22 protein-coding genes are annotated in these 20899 nt (G+C 35.2%); 8 read left to right on the top strand and 14 right to left on the bottom strand.

What is annotated here, in order from left to right; all coding sequences use genetic code 11:
* Positions 1 to 4: 4 nt before the first annotated feature.
* The 4 genes from truD (at position 5) to DPQ89_RS11920 (ending at position 3230) form a co-directional block, all read left to right on the top strand.
* On the top strand, positions 5 to 1009 hold the full coding sequence (gene truD / locus DPQ89_RS11935; protein ID WP_127717195.1) for a tRNA pseudouridine(13) synthase TruD: 1005 nt from the start codon (positions 5 to 7) through the stop codon (positions 1007 to 1009).
* A gap of 47 nt (positions 1010 to 1056) precedes the next feature.
* A complete protein-coding gene (locus DPQ89_RS11930) occupies positions 1057 to 1674 on the top strand; it encodes a CBS domain-containing protein (protein ID WP_127717194.1) in 618 nt (205 codons plus the stop codon).
* Positions 1674 to 2258 (top strand): hypothetical protein, encoded by a 585-nt coding sequence (locus tag DPQ89_RS11925; protein ID WP_127717192.1) that lies wholly within the window; start codon positions 1674 to 1676, stop codon positions 2256 to 2258. The genes DPQ89_RS11930 and DPQ89_RS11925 overlap by 1 nt, the downstream gene beginning before the upstream one ends.
* A gap of 144 nt (positions 2259 to 2402) precedes the next feature.
* Positions 2403 to 3230, top strand: coding sequence for a hypothetical protein (locus DPQ89_RS11920; protein WP_127717191.1), 828 nt, complete (start codon positions 2403 to 2405; stop codon positions 3228 to 3230).
* Here DPQ89_RS11920 and DPQ89_RS11915 read toward each other — a convergent pair.
* The 5 genes from DPQ89_RS11915 to DPQ89_RS11895 form a co-directional block, all read right to left on the bottom strand.
* On the bottom strand, positions 3202 to 4431 hold the full coding sequence (locus DPQ89_RS11915; RefSeq protein WP_127717189.1) for an NAD(P)-dependent oxidoreductase: 1230 nt from the start codon (positions 4429 to 4431) through the stop codon (positions 3202 to 3204). The genes DPQ89_RS11920 and DPQ89_RS11915 overlap by 29 nt on opposite strands.
* Positions 4431 to 5339 carry a JmjC domain-containing protein gene (locus tag DPQ89_RS11910; RefSeq protein ID WP_127717187.1) on the bottom strand — a complete coding sequence of 303 codons (909 nt, stop codon included), beginning with the start codon at positions 5337 to 5339 and terminating at the stop codon, positions 4431 to 4433. Before DPQ89_RS11910 ends, DPQ89_RS11915 begins: the two co-directional genes overlap by 1 nt.
* The gene (locus tag DPQ89_RS11905; RefSeq protein ID WP_127717185.1) at positions 5336 to 5902 is read right to left on the bottom strand and encodes a GNAT family N-acetyltransferase; all 567 of its coding nucleotides are present in this window, start codon (positions 5900 to 5902) and stop codon (positions 5336 to 5338) included. Before DPQ89_RS11905 ends, DPQ89_RS11910 begins: the two co-directional genes overlap by 4 nt.
* Before the next feature lie 5 nt (positions 5903 to 5907).
* Positions 5908 to 7155 carry a DEAD/DEAH box helicase gene (locus DPQ89_RS11900; protein WP_127717184.1) on the bottom strand — a complete coding sequence of 416 codons (1248 nt, stop codon included), beginning with the start codon at positions 7153 to 7155 and terminating at the stop codon, positions 5908 to 5910.
* Positions 7156 to 7286: 131 nt separating this feature from the next.
* On the bottom strand, positions 7287 to 7742 hold the full coding sequence (locus DPQ89_RS11895) for a YaiI/YqxD family protein (RefSeq protein ID WP_127717182.1): 456 nt from the start codon (positions 7740 to 7742) through the stop codon (positions 7287 to 7289).
* A 118-nt stretch (positions 7743 to 7860) separates the two neighbouring features.
* On the opposite strand from DPQ89_RS11895, the gene DPQ89_RS11890 reads away from it, so the two are divergent.
* Positions 7861 to 8607, top strand: coding sequence for a serine protease (locus DPQ89_RS11890; protein ID WP_127717181.1), 747 nt, complete (start codon positions 7861 to 7863; stop codon positions 8605 to 8607).
* A 197-nt stretch (positions 8608 to 8804) separates the two neighbouring features.
* Here the strand turns inward: DPQ89_RS11890 and DPQ89_RS11885 are convergent, their stop codons facing one another.
* The 4 genes from DPQ89_RS11885 to DPQ89_RS11870 form a co-directional block, all read right to left on the bottom strand.
* Complete coding sequence (locus DPQ89_RS11885; protein ID WP_127717179.1) at positions 8805 to 9578, bottom strand: formate/nitrite transporter family protein; 774 nt, start codon at positions 9576 to 9578, stop codon at positions 8805 to 8807.
* Entirely contained in the window at positions 9575 to 10324 is a 750-nt protein-coding gene (locus DPQ89_RS11880) for a sulfite exporter TauE/SafE family protein (RefSeq protein WP_127717178.1), read from the bottom strand. The genes DPQ89_RS11885 and DPQ89_RS11880 overlap by 4 nt, the downstream gene beginning before the upstream one ends.
* Entirely contained in the window at positions 10324 to 11787 is a 1464-nt protein-coding gene (locus DPQ89_RS11875) for a hypothetical protein (RefSeq protein ID WP_127717176.1), read from the bottom strand. The genes DPQ89_RS11880 and DPQ89_RS11875 overlap by 1 nt, the downstream gene beginning before the upstream one ends.
* Positions 11788 to 11856: 69 nt before the next feature.
* The gene (locus tag DPQ89_RS11870; RefSeq protein ID WP_127717175.1) at positions 11857 to 13404 is read right to left on the bottom strand and encodes a cytochrome c peroxidase; all 1548 of its coding nucleotides are present in this window, start codon (positions 13402 to 13404) and stop codon (positions 11857 to 11859) included.
* A gap of 121 nt (positions 13405 to 13525) precedes the next feature.
* Here DPQ89_RS11870 and DPQ89_RS11865 point away from each other — a divergent pair, with 121 nt between their 5' ends.
* Genes DPQ89_RS11865 through DPQ89_RS11855 form a run of 3 tightly spaced genes read left to right on the top strand, consistent with a single transcriptional unit; the run spans position 13526 to position 15564 of the window.
* On the top strand, positions 13526 to 14473 hold the full coding sequence (locus DPQ89_RS11865) for a TRM11 family methyltransferase (RefSeq protein WP_127717173.1): 948 nt from the start codon (positions 13526 to 13528) through the stop codon (positions 14471 to 14473).
* Complete coding sequence (locus DPQ89_RS11860; protein WP_127717171.1) at positions 14460 to 15110, top strand: tRNA (adenine(22)-N(1))-methyltransferase TrmK; 651 nt, start codon at positions 14460 to 14462, stop codon at positions 15108 to 15110. Before DPQ89_RS11865 ends, DPQ89_RS11860 begins: the two co-directional genes overlap by 14 nt.
* Positions 15111 to 15156: 46 nt before the next feature.
* On the top strand, positions 15157 to 15564 hold the full coding sequence (locus tag DPQ89_RS11855) for a bacteriohemerythrin (RefSeq protein WP_127717170.1): 408 nt from the start codon (positions 15157 to 15159) through the stop codon (positions 15562 to 15564).
* A gap of 11 nt (positions 15565 to 15575) precedes the next feature.
* Here DPQ89_RS11855 and nrdD read toward each other — a convergent pair whose 3' ends face one another.
* The 5 genes from nrdD to DPQ89_RS11830 form a co-directional block, all read right to left on the bottom strand.
* Positions 15576 to 17354: an anaerobic ribonucleoside-triphosphate reductase gene (nrdD, locus tag DPQ89_RS11850; protein ID WP_127717169.1), complete on the bottom strand. Its 1779-nt coding sequence runs from the start codon at positions 17352 to 17354 to the stop codon at positions 15576 to 15578.
* The gene (gene nrdG / locus DPQ89_RS11845) at positions 17326 to 17826 is read right to left on the bottom strand and encodes an anaerobic ribonucleoside-triphosphate reductase activating protein (protein ID WP_127717167.1); all 501 of its coding nucleotides are present in this window, start codon (positions 17824 to 17826) and stop codon (positions 17326 to 17328) included. Before nrdG ends, nrdD begins: the two co-directional genes overlap by 29 nt.
* A gap of 137 nt (positions 17827 to 17963) precedes the next feature.
* A complete protein-coding gene (locus DPQ89_RS11840) occupies positions 17964 to 18479 on the bottom strand; it encodes a peroxiredoxin (RefSeq protein WP_164848375.1) in 516 nt (171 codons plus the stop codon).
* 100 nt (positions 18480 to 18579) lie between these two features.
* A complete protein-coding gene (feoB, locus tag DPQ89_RS11835) occupies positions 18580 to 20541 on the bottom strand; it encodes a ferrous iron transport protein B (protein WP_127717164.1) in 1962 nt (653 codons plus the stop codon).
* Between the two features lie 15 nt (positions 20542 to 20556).
* The gene (locus DPQ89_RS11830) at positions 20557 to 20793 is read right to left on the bottom strand and encodes a FeoA family protein (protein ID WP_164848374.1); all 237 of its coding nucleotides are present in this window, start codon (positions 20791 to 20793) and stop codon (positions 20557 to 20559) included.
* Positions 20794 to 20899: the final 106 nt, after the last annotated feature.

Raw genomic sequence — 20899 nt, 5'->3', positions numbered from 1 at the left:
TTCCATGGAACTCGCTATAGGTGGAGTTCTTAAGACGACTAATGAAGACTTCCTTGTTGAAGAGATTCCACTATATCTCCCGTCAAATGAAGGTCAACATATCTATCTTTTAATTAAAAGATCTGGCTTATCAACGAAAGAGATTGTTGATAGACTTAAAAAAATCTTCAAAGTACATGAGACAGATATTGGATTTGCAGGGTTGAAGGATAAGAATGCAACTGTAACACAGTGGTTTTCATTATCCCTTGGCGCAAACGCACAACTGACACAAGTTCAACAAAGAATAGAAGATGAGTTTAGCGAACTCACAATTCTAGAGATATCTAAACACACTAATAAACTTAAAAATTCGCACCTTATCGGAAATAAATTTACACTTACTCTTAGAGACTGCAAAGATGGTGCTCTTGAGACTGCAAATTTACTAAAGAACGAAATTTTAAAAAATGGTATTCCAAACTACTATGGGCCTCAACGTTTTGGTAGCAAACAAACCAATCAGTTAGTAGGTAAAGAAATTCTGTTAAAAACTAAGAAAGAAAAGCGCCACTGGGTGAGAAAGTTAATGCTCTCTGCATACCAATCACACCTATTTAACATATGGCTTAGCAAGAGAATAAACAATGGACAATTTTCAACTTTAGTTGAAGGAGACTTACTGCAAAGTACTCAGCAACAACGCCCTTTTCCCTTCGATCCACTAAAAGAGCATATAGAGGAATTTAAAAGAGGTGAAATTTCCTTTACCGGACCAATGTATGGAGCAAAGGTTTCAACTCCAAGTTCCAAGGCACTAGAGATTGAAAACGAAATCCTTGAATTAGAAAATGTTACAATGGAAAACTTCACACTAGCAAAACTACCTGGATCACGCAGGCTTGCTCATATATTTTTAAATCAATTAGATATCACAGCAACTGGGAATGACATTACCCTCTCTTTCACCTTGTCTAAAGGATCTTACGCAACAAGTCTTGTTCGTGAATTCTCTAAAAATGACCACTAATATTTGATATTTACTTTTTTTGTACTAATATATTAGTAGAGGTTTTAATGTCACTAGTAATTGCAAAGAATGGTAAAATTCAATCTTATTTTCATAAAGAGCTCTCAGGAGTTTCAAAAACATTCAAATCCAATTACGCCAAAGAAGTTTCAGATTTTGATCAACTTAATATTACTTCTCATAATAACCACGATTCAAGTGCTAGGCCCAATAAGCAGGCCTTTAACTCTTATGGCAAATCTAGTAAAGATATCAAGAAAACTCGATCAATTATTCTTGTTAAAGATATCATGAGTAGCCCTTTAGTAACATTTAAACCTGATAAGTCCATCTCTAGAGCTTCAGAAGATATGGATAAGTTTAACAAGAGACATTACCCTATTGTTGAAGACTCACAGATTCTTGGAATTGTAAGTAAGACAGATATACTAAAGGCCCAGGCTAAACAACTGTCCCCCTCTACTCCTATTAAAGATATAATGTCCCACGAGGTTATACTCGTTAAATCAAATACTGATATTAGAATCGTAAGTAAAATTATGATTGAAGAAGATATTTCTTCGCTACCAGTAGTCAATGATCAAAATTTGCTTATCGGTATTATAACAAAAACTGACTTACTAAAATGTATTGTTAACAATATGCCAATCGACTGCTTTATCTAATGAAAGTTATCATTCTATTCATATTTATTTTCAATTTTTCTGCTTATTCTCAAGATGCTGCTCCATCACCAGAGAAGAAGGAAGATGAAGTTGTAGTAAAAAAGAAACGCTTAAAGAAGTTTGATGGCAAATTTTTCACTTCAATTGGACTTCGACTACCTACTGATAAGATTTACGGTGGAAACTTTCAGTTTGGTTACTTTCTAAATAAAGGAAGAGTTAAAGCATTTGTTTCGGCCTTAATTGAGCACTATCAATTTAAGAAAAGTGTTCTCATAGAAGGAAACTCTGAAGATACTGACCTCTCCTCTGCACAATTAGGATTTAAAGCTGGCGTTGTATATCCTCTGAGAAAAGGCTATGGACTCGCTCCATTTGCCACAATCGGGTCTCTAAAATCGAGTGTTCAAAAAGACCCATGGCTTGGAGACAGGGTAAGCGCCTACTCTTTAAAAAATATATTATTTTCGGAGATTGGAATATACGGATATGTTAAAAGCTATACCCTTGGTTATCATTTCAGATATTCTAATTCAGTAGTTTCAAATATTGATACATTTATTTCAATAGGAGTTTTCTATTAAAGCTCTTATCTTCTTTTTATTCTTTATTTCAATGATTTCCAATGCCCAGGAAAAGACGTCAAAGGATCAAAGCTCACTAATTGATGAAACATCAACTGCTGTTGACTCTGGACCAAGTATGTTGGAGATCAAGTAAAGTGGTTCATGGGAGAAATAGATCGTTTCTTCGCTCCCTCAGCTTACGAAGACGAAGTAAATACTTCTTTCTTTAGAGTTTACTTTGATATTAATAAGACAAAGAGTGAAGATATGACAACTGAGCTAAACTTCAAGTTTCAAGCAAAGTTTCCAGCTCTGAGTAAGAATGCAAAAGTTATTGTTAAACAAGAGGGAGAAGACTCTAATACTTCACTTCTAGAAGGTCAAAATGCTACGTCACAAAACTCCACCGCCCAGTCGCCAGTCGTAACGGCACAACAGGCCCAACCAGAAGGATATTCTGCAGCTGTTAGAAAGTTTATTACTGAATCCGCAAAAATTAACTTTAGCTATGATTTAGGGATTAAGATGAATGTTCCTCTTGATCCATTTGCAAAAATAAGATTCAGAAGGTCATGGGACTGGGAGAAGTTCTCAATATACTATATACAAAATAATGAGTATTTTAGAATTGATCGACTCTTTAACGAGTCTTCTCTGTACTTTGAATATAAATTTAATGAGCTTAATAAAGTACAATTAAGAAATAGTTTTTACTGGGCACATGTTTCAGACGCAGAAAATGTTAATCATAATTTAAATTTCTACCACTCGATTACGGACACTATTGCAATAGCATGGAATATGTCGGCAAACTCTGTAATTGAAAATGGTGTTTTCTACTATAATTCTTATGGGCTTTCGACTGGCTATCGTAGCCTACTGTTCAAAGATTGGTTCTTTGGAGAAATTGCTCTTGGTACCAACTTTGACAAAACATCTGAGTTTAAATCTAAAGAATTTGTTACTTTTCGTATTGATATGATTTTTTAATAGATTGCACGATTCTATAGGCAATTGAAAAACACCCTTGCAACAGATAGCCTCCTGTTGGAGCATCCCAATTCAGCATTTCTCCAGCAAAATAGACTCCCGAGAGCTTCTTCGCTTGAAAGTTTTCATCAACACTATTTAGAGAGATTCCACCACTTGTAGAGATCGCCTCATCAAGGGGTCTTGCACTGATTATTTTAATAGGTAACTTCTTAAGTGCTTTTGCTAAAGCTTCCATATTCGAAAATGTCTCTTTTGAACATAGCTCCTTGATTAAGGTACGTGTATGGCCATCAAAATTGAAACTCTTTCTAAGATGGTTACTCATGGAGTCTTTAGATCTCTTTCTATCAAGTTTTAAATGTACTTCAGAAACATTAAGATCTGGTAAGAGATCAAGAAAAACAATGACAGCATCTTTACTGCAGAGCTCTTCTTGAATACTTCTACTTAAGGCGTAAATAGCGCCTCCTTCAATTCCATATTGAGTCACCATCAACTCTCCCCTAGTGAAAAGATCTTGATGAGATAGTGAAATATTCTTAAGTGGAAAAGTATCAAATGAGTCTTTAAAGAATGTGCTCCATGAAGAATTGAAGCCGCAGTTCATAGCTCTAAATGGTATGATATCTTCATTCGCTAGATTAAACGAGTTCGTCCACATTCCATCAGAACCTGTTTTAGACCAACTGGCACCACCGAGACAAAAAATAGCTCTATCACTAACGACAGAAAAACACTTATCTTGATTTTCAAATTCTAAAGTATTTCCAGTAAGGGACTTAAATTTTGTTTTCAGATGCAAAGAAAAGTTTGGATAATCTTTAAGAGAACTAACCCATCGACTGAGTAATTGAGCTGCTTTGAATTCTTTTGGAAAAACCCTTCCACTGCTACCGACAAATGTCTCTACACCAATTTCTTCACACCAACTACGGAGATCAATATTTGAAAAGTCTTGTAACAATGAATAAAATAATTGCTCATTTTCACCATATTTCTTAGAAAATAAACCTACTTTTTCTGAGTGAGTTAAATTCAGTCCACCATTACCAGCAACTAAGAACTTCTTACCAACTCCACTCATCTGATCATAGAGCGATACTTTAAATCCACTTTTAAGGAGAAGGTAACTACAAAATAAACCACTAGGTCCTGCGCCAATGATATGAATATGTGTTAGAGAATTAGCTTTATTCATTATTGCCTTAAATCTCTCCCTTCAATCATCGAAAGAACATCAATACTACTCCAGCCCTCTAAATCCTTTGCGAGGTTTTCAAGAAGTGATTGAAACCGAACTAAGTTATCCTCAAGTACGGCCTTGTCATTTAATCCAGAAACCCTTTTTCTCCACTCGTCAGAACTTATAATTCTCGCCCTCATAGCAGTTAACAAAATATCTGCCCATGACGGTGTGGTAAAAGTAAAATTTAAAGCGAAAGAATCATCACTAGCATGAGTATTGTGCCAATGTCCTATAGGAACAAATAGCATCGAGCCTTCTTCCAAGTCGAACTCATAAGAGAAATCATCAATATTCTGTGGAAAATCATCTAAAAGATAGCTTTGTAACTCTGGATCACACTCTTGATTTAAAGCATGCCTAGTTAATGGATTAATTACACTTTTATTCTCTTCTAGCTTCCACTTCTTTTTACCAGAAAGCTGAAAAATGAGATTAAAATTCTGGTCAAAATGAGTAGCACTTCCACCATTTTTTGGAGTTCCATAAATAAGGCTCCTGCCGTAACTAAGGGCAGAAACACCAAAAAATACCTTTAGCTCCTCTATGAGTTCATTATGTGAATGATAGGTATTATTAATGTCATTAATGAGTAAACCGCAACCAGACTCAAAATGCTCTGCGGCCCTATGAATATCGACAGTCATACTGTCACATTCATCTTGAATTTCCTTACTATGAACATCAACAGGGCCATGCCAATTATTTTTAATACTAGTAATATCTATAAAGTTCTGAGCAAAAGGAATTGTGTTAAATGGCCTCTTAGTTTTTTGGATATAAAAAGGTTCATTCGAATTAAACGCTCTTTTTAAAGAAGATATTTCTTCACTTGTTAGAAATTGATCTAAGAAAGAGTTCATTCATTATCCATGTTAAAGATTTTTTTTATTTCTAGATCAGGCTTTAATTGACCACTTCTGTAGTCCATAATTTTACGACGAGTCTTATTGAAGTAATAATGCAAATGAATTAATACTCCAAACTTATCATCAACTTCCATTTTAGAAATAATGAAACCATGCTTTAACTTAGGGATAATCACAGCATTGTTAGTACAGCAGTGCCTAGAATAAACGAGTTGATAGCCTTTTTGAGAAAGGAGAGAAATAAAGCGCTCTACAAGAGCGCTATACTGACCTTTACGTCTATGATCTTCTAACACAGCAGAATTACACATATAAAAAGTCGTTGGATTTTCCTGAAATCCCCAACTCCATCCTACAAATTCATTCTCACTTGTAAATAGGGCCAAGTAAATTCTTTGTCCGTCTTCCATTTTTAAAGAAGTAATTGATTCTAATTCTTTCTTAGATAATAAATCCCACAATACAAAGCTATGGTCTTCCTCGAACACAATATCTTTATATTGACTATAAAGAGGCATAAATTCACTATGACTTAACTCTCTAATTTCATAGTTCATGGCGTCTACCTTTTAACATTTCTACTTTGCATTTTCTTTTTTTGAACTTTCTTTTTTTGATTATGAATATGCTTTGTCTTAGGTTTGTTTTGAACCTGCTTAGATATATGTGGCGCTACTCCGTGATATTCATGCTCCGTATCCACAAATAATTTAGTCTGAATCGTTTTTTCGATTCCTTTAAGCAATTTTAATTCGTCATTATCACAGAAAGAAATAGCTCTACCTTCTCTACCTGCTCTCGCAGTACGACCTATTCTATGTACATAACTCTTAGGATCATCTGGAAGGTGGTAATTAATGACATGAGAGACATGATTAACATCTATTCCTCTGGCAGCAATATCTGTAGCTACCAGCACTCTTAATTTCTGCGCTCTAAATCCGTTAAGTGCTCTTTCTCGTGCACCTTGAGACTTATTCCCATGAATAGCGGCAGCTGTAACACCATTTCGATCAAGGTGTTTTACAACTCTGTCTGCACCATGCTTAGTTCTTGTAAAAACAAGAACACTTTTAATTTCTTTGTCATCTAAAATACTTTTCAAAAGAAGAGGCTTATTAGATTTTTCAACCATGCAAACTGATTGAGAGATCTTCTCAACAGTCGATGATTCAGGAGTAACTTCTACACGAATTGGGTCATGCAATAGCTCCTTTGATAGTGCTGCAATATCTTTTGGCATAGTTGCCGAAAAAAGAAGTGTTTGTTTCTTAGGTGGTAGATTCTTAATAACTTTTTTAACATCTCTTAGAAAACCCATATCAAGCATTCTATCTGCTTCATCCAAGATAAAATATTCTAATTGCTCAAAAAGAACATGCCCATCATCCATTAGATCTAACAAACGACCAGGAGTTGCTACTAAAAAGTTGAGACCTTTACTCATGGCCTGAACCTGAGGTCTGTAACCTACACCTCCAAAAATTGCCTTACTAGAGATCTTTAGTTGTTTAGCGTAGGTAGAAATATTATCTTCAATTTGCTGAGCAAGCTCACGGGTTGGCGTGAGTATTAAACACTGAACTCTTGCTGGTTTAATCTTAACTTTCGCAATTGCCATTCTATGAATAATTGGCAAAGAAAAAGCAGCAGTCTTCCCTGTCCCAGTTTGGGCAATACCAAGAATATCTCTTCCTTCAATAACATGAGGAATTGCTTGGGCCTGTATAGGCGTTGGTGTTGTATAACCTTTCTTTGTAAGTGCACTTAAAATAGATGGGTGTAAGTTCAATGAACTGAAATCAGACATATTATTCCTTCTGTAAGAGAAATCACTTAATCCAAGCATCAGTGATTTTTCTAAAGTTAAATAATATGCTCAGATGTAGATATGTTTATCTACAATACTGGGATGAAAGTCAATGAAATAGAAAAAACCTGTTATTTTAACAATTTTGTAAGTAGCCGATTTAAGGCATTAGTAAACATTTCTTTGTCCTTGGGTCCATACGGAGCAGGGCCACCAGTATCCATCCCACTATCGCGTAAGTCTTGCATGAAATTTCTCATTGAAAGCCTCTCGCTAATATTGTCCTCAGTATATTCTTCACCTCTAGGATTTATTGCAATAGCTTCTTTTTTAACAACGAAATCTGCAAGAGGAATATCGGCGGTAATAACAAGATCTCCAGGGCTACAGTTATCAACAATATATTGATCCGCTACATCGGCCCCCTTATCTACTTGAATAAAACGAATAAGTGGATCTAGCGGGATGCTCATATAACTATTAGCAACCAGAATGACAGGAACTTTGAGTCTGAAGCTATTTTTAAATACAACTTCTTTAACTGGTTTCGGGCAAGCATCTGCATCAATCCAAATAGTAAGACTCATAATTTTCCTTATTTTGTATAATACTAGAATAGCTTAATTGGTAAATGATCTCTAGCAATATTTGACGATGAATGAAATTGTCAGCGATAATATTTAAAACTAATTTCAAGGATGAAAAGTGAAAAGTATTCTATTTTTAATAGTATTTATTTCTCTGAACTCGCAAGCAAGTGACAAGTCGATTTGTGGAGATAGCGATGATAGAACCTTATCAAATGATAGAAAAATAGCGAGGGCATCAAGCCTAAATAGACTTGCTGGATGTACAGTTACTATGATTGGACGTTCGTGTGCTGTTAGTGCTGGTCATTGTGTTGATGCACTCGAAAAAGCTTCTTTCAACGTTCCTGACTCAGATGAGACCGGACTAAAGGAATCAATAAAAGAAGATATCTATCTTCGTTCAAAAGATTACCTAAGATATAAGAATAACGGAGTTGGTAACGACTGGGCCGTCATCAAATTACTTCCTAATAAGGTTACAGGAAAATATCCAGGAGATGTACAAGGTTATTATTCTGTGGCCCTAGAAGCTCCTATTCGTTTGGGAGATAAAGTGACAATAACAGGTTACGGACTTGACCAAAACGATCCGAACCTATCTTTTTCTCAGCAAACGAACTCTGGATCAATTAAAAAAATTGGTCGTTGGTTAAAACCATCTGCGATTGAACACTTAGTCGATACTATGGGTGGTAACTCTGGTTCTTCAATAATTAGTAATTCAACTAATAAAATTATTGGAATCCATACTCATGGTGGCTGCGACTCAAAAGGATCAAATCAAGGAACATTGATCTCAAAGAATAAAGTTTTTAAAGACGCTATTAAGAGTTGTTTAGATTGGGAAAGAACAATTGAATAAAGTTTAGCTGATTAAAAGGAAAAGAAATTTTAGATTTTTTAGATATTAACCAAATTTATGGTTAAACAAAGAAGTGAGTTGAGGCGGGATGAAGATCCCTTTCAATCAGCTTGCTTTCTTATAAGCATAATCCGTGCCAACTTCTAAGGACCCTAAGTTATTGAAAATTTGATATAATGAACTAGTTCGTTTTGAATCTAGTGCACTTTGTCCTCGGCCCGTTCTACTTTGGCACCAAGAAAAAAGTACAGAGATAGGGACACTAAAGCTCCCCCTGCGATATTGCCAAACGTCACAAGACTAAGATTTCTTAGTAGCAGTAAAAGCTGCATATTAGAAAGATCACCTTTCAAAATAAGACCCATCGGGACAAAGAACATATTTGCGACAGAGTGCTCAAAACCCAAAAAAACAAATAATGTAATAGGAATGACAATAGCAATCACTTTGAATAATTTTTTTTCAAAAAAGATGGCCAAGGCCACTGCAATACAAACAAGGATATTACAAAGAATCGCTTTATATATTGTAGTAATTGTACCAAGAGAGAGCTTATGAATCGCAATCTCTATAAAACGTTCGTCAAGAACAGTTGGAGACAAAAAATAAAGGGCAACTACAAATCCTAAAGCACCAATTAAATTTCCAAGATAGACAAATGTCCAGTTCTTTAGAACCATATATCCAGAAATATTCTTTGAGAGTAGATTTCGAATCATAAGGTTATTACCGGTAAAGAGCTGAGTCTTGCTAAAAATAATAAGAATCAGTCCAATACTAAAAGTACTGCTAGCAAAGAGCCTATTCAAACTCGAAAAGAAATCAAGGTGAAGCATCATTACAAAAATAAAAGCTCCAGTACTAATAAATACACCTGAAGCAATCCCCAGTAAGAAGCTATATGAATTTCCTAGTTCACTTTTACTGTACATAGACTCTAGAACTTTATGATCAAGAATATCGGGCTTCATAATAAATTCCAAAAGATGCGAACAGAAACAATGAGCACAAGAATAGCTGTCACAAGCTCAATTTGTCTTGGTGAAATCTTCTTGAGCGTTAGATGATTTCCAATAAAACCACCAAGTCCCACGGCAATGAGAAGTGGAAGAAATGGTTTATAATCAATAAATCCATTAAACTTGTGATAATGCCCAATCAGTCCTGCGATTGAGTTTACAAAAATGAAAACAGAAGCGCTTGAGGCAATATTTTTCGGACTCCCCCATCGTAGCATATAGAGGATCGGAGCCAAGAAAATTCCCCCACCAATTCCAACCAGTCCAGAAACAAATCCTAGAACTGCCCCAATAAATAAAGAACCTAAGATAGGCGGTGAAGTATTATATTTTAAATCAACTGCGCTCTTTTTAAAGAGTAACATTTTCAGCGAAGCTGCGAATAAACAAAGAGCTAATATCAATTGAAATGAAAATTTTGAAATACTCTGTAGTCCGCCAATGTAGCTAAAGAGAATAGAACTTGAAATAAAAGGAAGTATTAGTCTCCAAAGAACATTCTTATTTCTAATAAACCTAATCGTTCCAACTGTGACCACAATGAGGTTACAGCTTAGAGCGATCGTAGGTGCAACTGTATAGTTAACAGAAAACAAAATGAGCAGCGCTATATAACTAGAGCCTCCACCAAAACCTGCAATAGAGTAAATAGTAGCGACAACAAAGAATAAAGTGCTTAGAATATAAATATCATTCATTAAAATTGAATACTCGCTGCTATCTTTTTCAAAGGCATATATTCAATCCCCATCTTCTTTAAATCAGAATCTAATTGAATTAAATCTTTTTTAAACTTAGTCGCAGCGTTAACTCTGTGGGCCTCTTTAAAATTATATCGTGCCTGTATCAAGCTTGTGACAGTTGTTGGTGAAAAGAATAAGTTATCCGCCATATAGTACTTCATAAGGTCCCAAGGTTTTACTAACTTCGATCTCTTAATCATTTTCACTCCTTTTTCAGGAGGAGCTTGCCTCATTCTCAATGGAACTTCACGCTTATTAATTTGGCCGTAATTATAGTGATCAGTCGAATGTGCTACAGTCACAGTAAACAAATATGTTGTTACGGCCCGAATGAGGGTATCCCCTTCCCAAATCTTCTCTCCGTTTGGAAAGTCAACGACGTGCTTATGGCAATAATCTGCCCATTTTGAGATCCAAAAATCATTCTTCTCCACATCTTTAAGAACTTCCGAAACATAGGAGTAGAATACGTCGTAATACTTTGCGAGATAGACACCGTACTTACCTTCAATTTTAGGAGAAGTTAAACTATATGAAAAAGGTGGATAGGATAAATTATCTTTTATTCCCTTATAACCTTCAACAAGTAAGTCTCTAAGGCCAGCAGGTCCTCCAGGATAAGGAGCGTAAGTCATATACCACTTTTCTTGTAGTAATGATGATTTATAATTTAGTACTGCATTTTCAAGTGGCAACGTAAAACGAAAATGAGGACTTAATAACCTAAAGAGCACATGGTCTTTTGGCAGAGAAGTTTTAGAAATTGCATTTATACTATCAAATGGAAAATGAAGAAGCGGGTGAACGACTAGAGTTGCACAAAGAGCACCTCCTTGAAGAACGAAGTACTTAGCAAGTTCCCAAGCATCCCCATCTGTACTTTCAAAAATAGTAGTTGTTTTATCTACATATATACAACGAACAATAAATTTATCATCTTCTTTATATAAAAGCGTTTTTGTTGCACTTACGTAAATACCTTCAAATGTTTCAACAACCTCAACCGCTTGTAAATCAACAATAAACCATTGGCGATCTTCTCCAAGGTAATCTTTAAATATATCTCGATCTGCTTGGTCAAGCTGATCAGTTAAAAATTTACTCATCATCGAATAATTTAAGAGATCTTGAAACTTTTCATCGCTGACTTCTTTCAGGCCTGGAAAAAGAAAACCTTTTAACAAGTAATAAGGCGAAAGACCTAGTGTTGCTACATACCTAGAACCGATCCATATCCACCAATCAACAACTTCTCTAAATGGAACATGAACGACAGCAGGACTCTCTCCCCATGGATGAACAGGAGACGGCTGAGGCCAAGGGCCTTTTCTTGAATACATAAAGTCATTCTGGTGATACTGATGCTCACCAGAAGTTCTACTATTTACTAGGGATTTAATTCTCTCTCTGATTTTCATAATTATCCTTAAAAGTTTAGGATAATTATGCCAGATTCATTGGATTATTAACACTGATATTCTATAAAACTACTCGTATTCTTCATCAAGTGATTTAATGAATTTTTCTAAATTCTTTAAGTCACTATCCTTTAAATTCATGCGACCTAATTGAGGTGCAGGATTTACAAGTTCTCTATTTCTTACAAGTTCAGAGTTACGCTTATATACTTTTAAAACCCCTAGAATATCCTTTTCACTACCATTATGAAAGTAAGGTGCAGAATGTCCTAAGTTTCTCAAAGTTGGAGTTTTGATTCTTCCAACCATACGAGAAGAAATTTCTTCATCGTCACAATTCGCTGGACTAGAGCAAAAGAGTGAACGCATATAATTACTAAAATTTGATTGCTTAGAGCTTGAGAAGAAGTTCCACGCTCCAAAATCAACCTTATTATCATCTTTAACATTTGGAATATCTAAAAAAGTAATCTTAGATGCTTCCTTCTCTTTAAGTGAAGGTATCTTCTTTGCTAAAAGGCTTCCCTTTCCATGAATGTTTTCATATTCATTTTGCGACACACCTACATTATGATAAAGACCATCACTAAATAAAGGTGGCATGTGACACTGAAGACACATTGATCTACTATTATTCTTTAAGTTTAAGAATATTTTTAGACCATCAAGCTCTTCTTTTTTAAATTGTGTTTTACGTCCGTGTGTATCTAATGAGAATGCTTCTATATAGCGAGGCTTATCTAATTTCGCAATCGCTCTTCTTAGCCCAGAAGTATAAGATCCAACACTTTGATTCTTACTAGGTCCAGTAGGAATACCATTTTCTTTTAAGAAGAAATCATAGGCACTACCGTTATAATTACCTTCTTCATCAGTAGAGAAATCAATATTTTTAACATAAATAAAAACATACTCCTCTACTTTTTTAAGAATTTCCTCATCAGTAGCAGTATCTAAGTCAAGGCGGTATTCAGCTGAGAGTCTAAAATCGTCTTCAATAGAAGGATCAGTTCCCTTTAAAATTTTTCTATAACTACCACCGAACTCGCTTGCAAGTTCACCTTCACCATTATCTTCTTTTAATACTCTTATAACATTTTTAAGGGCCTCTTCTTTTTCAAAAGCAAGCCAACCCATATTACGACCAGTAAAGTTCCCTAGTACTGTCGATTTAATACCATCTAACTCTCCATCAAAATGTACGAATGAATGAGGAAGGTACTTAGAGTTAATTCCAATTAAAGCTGGAGTATTTCTTAGAGTTGTCGTTTTCTGATCTTTTGCTCTAAACCAAATAGGAGTTCTCTTGGCGGCGTCATTATAACCACGCATTCCAAGCCCTTCTATCTCAAGACCCTGATCAACCATATGGCAACTAGAACAACTCGTTGCCTTTCCCATAAAAGGTGAAGTGGTCTGACCAATTAAAGTGTCAATAACTTCAACTGCAGGAGAGCCCTTCTTCAATTCATGATTAACATTGCCCTTAGAAACCTTTGCAAAGTAAGCAGAGAAGCGAAAATCATTGAATAGCCTCTCACCTAAAGCTTCAGCAGCTTCTTCGGAGGCATGAGTATTAAAAGATAATAGTGATATAAGTATAAGTAGTTTTTTCATAATATGTATCTACAATCAGAAGTTTGCAGTGTCAAACAAAAGTACACCACCGGTAACTATTCCCTATTCGTAGTAATAATGCTAAGCTCCATCCTTTAACAGTCTTACATTTTAGGAATCCATGAAGAAAATCTCACTACTTATTTCACCTGAAATCAAAAGCGCTTATTTTGCGCAATATACTGAATGCGCCTTAGCAGAATTACAGTTTTGCTTTCCAGGCCTAGAAGCTAGATTAAATAGTATTGGATTGCTAGATTTTATCGATATTGAAGTAGATCAAGAAACACTTGAGGAAATTTCGTATATGTCATTCTTTCATGGCGCCTTTGAGCAAATTGATGGAACACTAAAGCCCCTTGATTTAAAAGCACAATTTTCACTACATGATAATTTTATTTTCGGCAGTAAATTTAAAGGCAAAACGAATGAGCGCTTTACACAATTGATGATCAATTTAGGTAAGGCCTCCATAAATAATAAAGAAAATATAAAAGTACTAGATCCAATGTGCGGTAGAGCAACGACTCTACTTTGGTGCCTTAGGTATGGAATTATTTCTAAAGGTATAGAGCTAGACCCTCGCGCAATTATGGATGTTACTCAAATCGTAAAGAAATGGTCAAAAATTTGTTCCATTCGAACCACAATAAAGGATGGTTTTGTTGGTAAAAAGAATAAGCTAGGCCTAGGGAAATTTATAGAAGTATCTCATGAAAAAAATCACTTTAAAATGATATCAGGAAATTCAGCGAATTGTTCTGAGTTACTTAGCTCAGAAAGGTTTGATCTGATCATTACTGATATCCCTTATGGCATACAACATAGAACCGACAATGGTTTAAATAATCCTTTTGATGCAATCGATATTAGCTTGGCCCAGTGGAAGAAATGTTTAAAAAAAGATGGTTCAATAGTAATTGGATATAACTCTAATAACCCTAAAAGAGACGTTGTTATTGAACTTGCACAGAAACACTCTATGCTGGCATTAGAGTTCAATATTGCTCATAGAATGAGTGAATCAATTGTAAGAGACGTCATTATTCTAAAGCATGCACAACAATAGAATATCGAAGTTAATTTCTATTTTAAATAAGAACTACCAAGAAGCGTGGGATACCTGTTGCGATCATGGAAAGATTGGGATTGAGATTTTCAGGAAAAATAGAGCTAAGAATATTTACTTCATAGATATTGTTCCATCAATAATAGAGAAACTAAGAGCAACACTAGATTATCACTTTCCTAATTCTACTAATAAGTTAAACTCCCAGGTCCTTGATGCGTCCAAAATTAAAGTTCTTAATGATGGTAATATTAAACTTATATGCATATGTGGAGTAGGAGGAAAGGAGACTATTGAAATACTAAAAGGAATTATAGAAAATAATGACTTAAGTAATGTCGATTTTCTTCTCTCTCCTCACTATAACCTCTTTGAAGTGAGAACATATCTAATCGAAGAAGGTTTTACTTCAATTGATGAGCAACTTATTAAAGACGGTAAATGGTTCTATGAAGTACTCTATGTTTCTAAGAATGGTTCAAATAAGATTTGCAATGTTGGAAGTAACTTGCACTCAAAATCCAGCGAAGACTACTTTAAAAAAGTACTCAACCACTATCTTCTAAAGTCTAGATATGATGATAATTATCAACATATTTATCAAGCTTACTTATCCAAAATATTTGGCCAATCTTAAATCAAAATATTTACATAAAAGTCGTTAAGTTAGTAAAGGAGTTATTATGAGCTTAATGGAATGGTCTGAAGAATTAGACATAAAAGTTGATGATATGAATAATGAACATAAGAATTTGTTAAATATTATGAATCTCATGTTCGATATGTATAAAGAGAACCCAAACAATCCAGAATTTAGAGGCCTATTTCTATCTCTAAAAGATGCCACAGTAGAACATTTTACAAACGAAGAAGAGTTTATGGAAAAGATGAATTTTTCGGGCATTGCTACTCACAAAATAATTCACAAAAAGCTTCTAGAGACTTTTGGAGAACATTTAGCAAAGTATGAAGAAAATGGATCTGTTGATCATACATTCTTTGATTTTCTAAAGTTTTGGCTTAGATCACATATTGTAGGTATCGATACGAAGTACGGTCAAGAGTATCAAGACAGTCAAAAGACTGCCTGATACAAAACTATTTATCGATGGTTTAAATAATACCGTCTATCATGCTCAGACTGTCGTGGATTTGAAAAAGAAGATATTCTTTTCAGATATCCTATGACTCTCGTTCCATGATCAATATTTGTACTACTACATTTAGAGCAAGACTTTAAAGTTCTCTTATCAATGAAATGACAGTCATTACAGATTGTTACTAAAATATTTGTACAAAAATAATTACAACCGGTACGAGCAGAAATATTGAGTAAGTTGCGATAATTTTCTTTACTTAGATGCTCCTCAAGATTTAGATGTAGTGCAGATCCGCCATCAAGAAACTCATTCATTTCTCTTCCATGCATTTTAAATTTATCGAGAGCATTTAGCTCAAGGCTCTCTACGGGATAGAAATATGAGTTATAGCAACTTCTCTTTGTTATGAATCCATCTTCACTATCCCACTTTGCATTCTTAGGCCCTAGGTTTTCGGCGGGAACAAATTCTGTATTAAACATATAACCATACTCTTTTTTAGCACTTATATTTTCATCATAAATGACTTTAAGCTGACTCCTAACAAATTCTGTATACTCTGTATTATCGCTGGCCTGAATACCCAAGTACTCAGCAGCTTCAACCATTCCATTTATGCCAATTGTTAGAAACTGCTTATTCAAGTCGATAAAACCAGCGTCATAGACGGGCAACAATGAAGCCTCTTTATATTTCTGCATCAAGCTTCTATAGGCCACTTGATACTTATGAATATTCTTCACTTGTTCTTTGAGACTTCGTCCTTGCTGAATAAGCCTATTGAGATTAATTGTAATCACGTTGATAGAGCCCGTTGCAACCCCACCGGCTCCTAAAGAGTAGCTAAAAGTGTTCTGAGATATTTCATTTCGTAATCTACAACAACTAGCGAGACTATCAGCACTCTTAGACTGATAGATAAAAAACGAGTTTCCCTGTGCTAGCTCCTCACAGCAAAAGTCAGCAAATTTATCATCAATTGGTTTTTCATCATCAACCAACATTGCCGCAGTAACGACAGGAAAAGTGAGAACGGCCTTTTGCCTTTCCTGATTAAACCACTTCATAAAAAGCTTTTGTAGTTGGAATACACTCTCCCACTTTGGTTTATCAAAATTAGGAAATGAAAAATCAGCAAACATAGTATTAAAATACTCTTCATCAAAAAGGGAAATATTCCAAAAGACACTTTGATAACCTCTGGCAGCTGCCGGCTGATTTATAGAGTAAACAACGTGTTGAAAGTGGTTCTCGATAATAGACCTATGAGTATCGAAGTATGCATCTCCATAGTCCTTTCTTGCGAAATGATCAAAATACATTAAGAACTCAACAGTCGCAACAGCTCCTGCAAACTGTGAACTCACCGCAAAGATAAGATTAATAAAGGACCCGCAGAAACTTTCTAAATGCTCAGGTGCAAGAGACTCACCACCAAGTTTTTTCATCCCATCTAAGAGGAACGGGTACATACTTATTGAAACGCAATAAGGTTTAAGAGAGGTTTCATCATGAACATAAATTTCGTGTTCTTCAATTTGTCTATTATATTCTTTCGCTAGATCTTCACCAAAGAGACCCCTAATCTCATTACTAATTAATCTTCGATTAACTTGAATGTTTATATCCTTATTAATTTCTGCTTCTAAAGTTGCGATATTTTTGAAGGAAACATTGGCATTCGCATCAAACTTTGACCCCGAGGCTGCATTGGTGGCCTCTTGGTATTTTTTAATAAAGTCGATTTTATTTTCAATTTGTTCTTCCGTGAGTTTCAACATGACTACCTCTCATATGTAAATGTGTGTGTTTTTGGAAATGCTCATTCATAAGCTCTCCAGTTCTCGTATTAATAAATTTTTGATTAGTTAGTGGTGACTCAAGTCCACCTAGCTCTTGGATCCATGGACCTGTTTTAAGATACTCTAGCTCACTTAAAATTTCTTTTGAAACGGCTTCATCTCCCGTGTATAAACATCTTAGGAGATTATGATTTTTTGCGATAATCAACAATTCCAATAAACGTGCCTCGTCCCACTCGCCACCAAAGAAACAGACACATGAAATTAGACCTCTATACTTTTTCATCAAATTTAAAAAGGTAGCATTTGTGAATTCAACTCCATTTCGAGCATTCCACATTTCCTTGGTATGACATCCCTTACATCTTACCGGACACCCCGTAAATGAAATAACAAGAGAGACCTGATTAGGTACTTCTTGAAAAGTAATATCTACGGCAAGAAAATTCATAACTCTCCTATTCTTTATATAGGATAGTTTTACTTTCCAAATTTTACTAACTGATATTGAATAGTAGTAAAAGTGAGAGCAATCAAATATGAATCACTGACGCAGATTAGGTTTCTTTTGCTCTTAAAGTGGTAAAATTATGCTTTTAAAAATTTGAAGACTTCCTCAAAAGGAATATGATCTCCTATGTCTTTTCCATGAAAGCTTGTCACAATTTCACCCAACTCATTAATTAGAAAGTCTGCAGGAATTGTATTTAGTGGCCCATCAGGAACGCCTGGAAAAAATCCCTTTGCCGAGGCCTTAGCGAGATTTTGCACAACACCTAGAGACATTAATCCTCCATATGAACCTTTTACTCCGTACAATTGATACAACTCTTGCTGGGGATCACAAATCAAAGGAAATGGAAGTTCTTGCTTTGCTACATACTTCTCAACACTAGTCCTGGGACTTTGAAAGACAGTAATGATCTTCAGTCCCTCGGCCTCAAGTTCTTTATACCTTCTAATCATTTCATTAATTCTTAGATTGCATAAAGGACAACTCGCGTATCGGAAAAAGGCTAGCCAGACCTTCTGGCCTCTATAGCTTTCAAGAATTATATTTTCATTATCAAATGATTCTTTGTTAAATAAAGGTGCAATTTTCATAGACTCTCCATATGTTTCAAATAAGTGAACATTAATCATATTTTGTTACACTTAATTTTACTTTCTTGACCGAAAATCAAGAAAGTAAAAAAGAGAATGTCTAAGATAAAAGATTATAAGCTACAAAAGATCCTATATAGGCCAGAACTGTCATGTAAGAGAACATAATAGTAGGAATTTTCCATCCTTCAGTCTCTTTCTTTAAAATGGCCAAAGTAGAAGTACATTGTAGAGCAAAGACAAAGAATATGAGAATCGACCACGCAACGGCCAAGTTATAAGTTGGTAGGCCTGTCTCAGGATTTATTTCAGATTTCATTCTATCTCTTAGTCCAGTAGATTCCTCATCAACATCACCAAGAGCATAAATAGTTCCTAAAGTTGAAACAAATAGCTCCCTTGCTCCCATCGCAACGAGAAGGCCTACGCCCATTTTCCAATCCATTCCAATTGGCTTAAGAACTGGCTCGATAGATCTTCCGATTGAGCCTAGAGCAGAGTGTTCAAGTGTAATAGATGCAACCTCACTATCGCTCTTATCTTTAACTAACTCTACATTAGGAGAGGGATATGTTGAGGCGAACCAGATTAAGATAGATAGTCCTAGGATTACAGTTCCAGCTTTCTTTAAAAATAGCTTACCTTTTGTAAATGAATTTTTTAAGGCCAGTCTGAACTGAGGTCTTTGATACACAGGCAGGTCAATAATAAAGTTTGAAGACTCTCCCTTATAAAATGTTAGTCGAAACACTTTAGCGACGACTAAGGCAAAGAAGCTACCTAGAAAATACAAGAAAAAGAAAGACAGTGCTTGGGCATTAAATATGCCTAAAACAGTCTTTTCAGGAACAAAAGTCCCAATAAGTAGAACATAAACAGGAAGCCTTGCACTACATGTAATCATTGGCAACGTCATAATTGTCGCCATTCTCTCTCTCTTATCAGGGATTGTTCTTGCCGCCATGATACCAGGAATAGAACATGCAAACCCAGAAATATAAGGTAGAAAGGCCTTCCCATTTAATCCAAAGTACCCCATAACCTTATCAGTCATTACCGCCGCCCTAGCAATATATCCAGATTGCTCTAAAAGACTTAGTAGGAAAAATAAAATCATGATCTGCGGAAGAAATATTACGACCCCTCCAACTCCAGCGATAATACCATCAGTAAGCAAGCTATTTATTGCACCATCTGGAACAATTGCTCCAACATATTCAGCAAAACTCGATACTCCTCCATCGATAAGATCCATTAGTGGCCCAGACCAAGTGTAGATGGAGTGAAAGATAAGGTAGAATATTGCGATGAAAACAATACTTCCAAAGAAAGGATGTATAAGAATTTTATCTAATTTAGTTGTGAATTTTAAATCATCTTCACTTCGACTTAAAACTTCACGAGAAATTTCTCTCGCTCTTTGGTGGTGATAACTTACAGAATCAAAGATTTCAGAATTTGACTTTACAACAACCTTCTCACTATCGATGATACTAGAAAGCAAATCAATATGAGCACCACCTATAACAAAATCATGAGATGGAGTAATCGGATCTTCACCGACATTCTCTCTAATGAACGTATCTAAATCACTTGGCGAGTCATGTTTGGCCGACATTGTAATAACTTTTAGGCCACTAAGCTCTTCAAGCTTTTTCTTTTGGTCTAGTTGAATCTGTTTACTATCATCCTTATTAACAATTAAGACAAGCCTACTTCCGACAACATCTTTTAGTGCAAGGGCCAAAGAAAGACTGGCCTCAAATCTATGCAAATCAATTGTTAAAGCAATCAGATGATAATTCTCAATATTCTTACTAAGACCCAGAATACTTGCGGTAGTGACTGCTTCATCCATACTCGATGGGATGAGATTATAAATACCTGGGAGATCAACAACTTGAAGCCTAGTTTCATTACTTTTATTAGTTACGAAATCACCAACAGCTGAATCAACCGTGATGCCTGAGTAGTTTGAAACTTTACGAAATTGACCTGATAGAGAGTTAAAAATAGTAGATTTTCCAGAATTAGGAAATCCAACTAAAAGAACGGTTTTCACTTATAAGTATCCTTATTAAATCGAAGTAACTTTTATTAACGAAGCGTGAGAACGTCTTAAAGCAAAGAAAGTACCATTCTCATGTTTCATTGAGATTGGTCCACCAAATAAGCTACGCCCAGTGACTTCTAAAGTGTCTCCAGGAAGAATACCTAATGATAGAAGTTTCAACTGCGTAGCTTCATCAGAGTTGATTTCATCTATTTTAACCTTAATGCCTACTTTTATATTTACAAGTACTTGAGAGTTCATCCGCTGCCCCACTAATATTAATATATAAGATATACAATAATTGTTTGCTTTATCAAACATAATATTTATCATAATCCAGACCTTGTAAAATAGTACAAGACTTATT

This window comes from Halobacteriovorax sp. HLS, from assembly GCF_004006665.1.
In the GTDB taxonomy this organism is placed as follows: Bacteria; Bdellovibrionota; Bacteriovoracia; order Bacteriovoracales; family Bacteriovoracaceae; genus Halobacteriovorax.
Note: the sequence above shows the minus strand (reverse complement) of the source record. Positions and strands in the feature narration are given on the sequence as shown.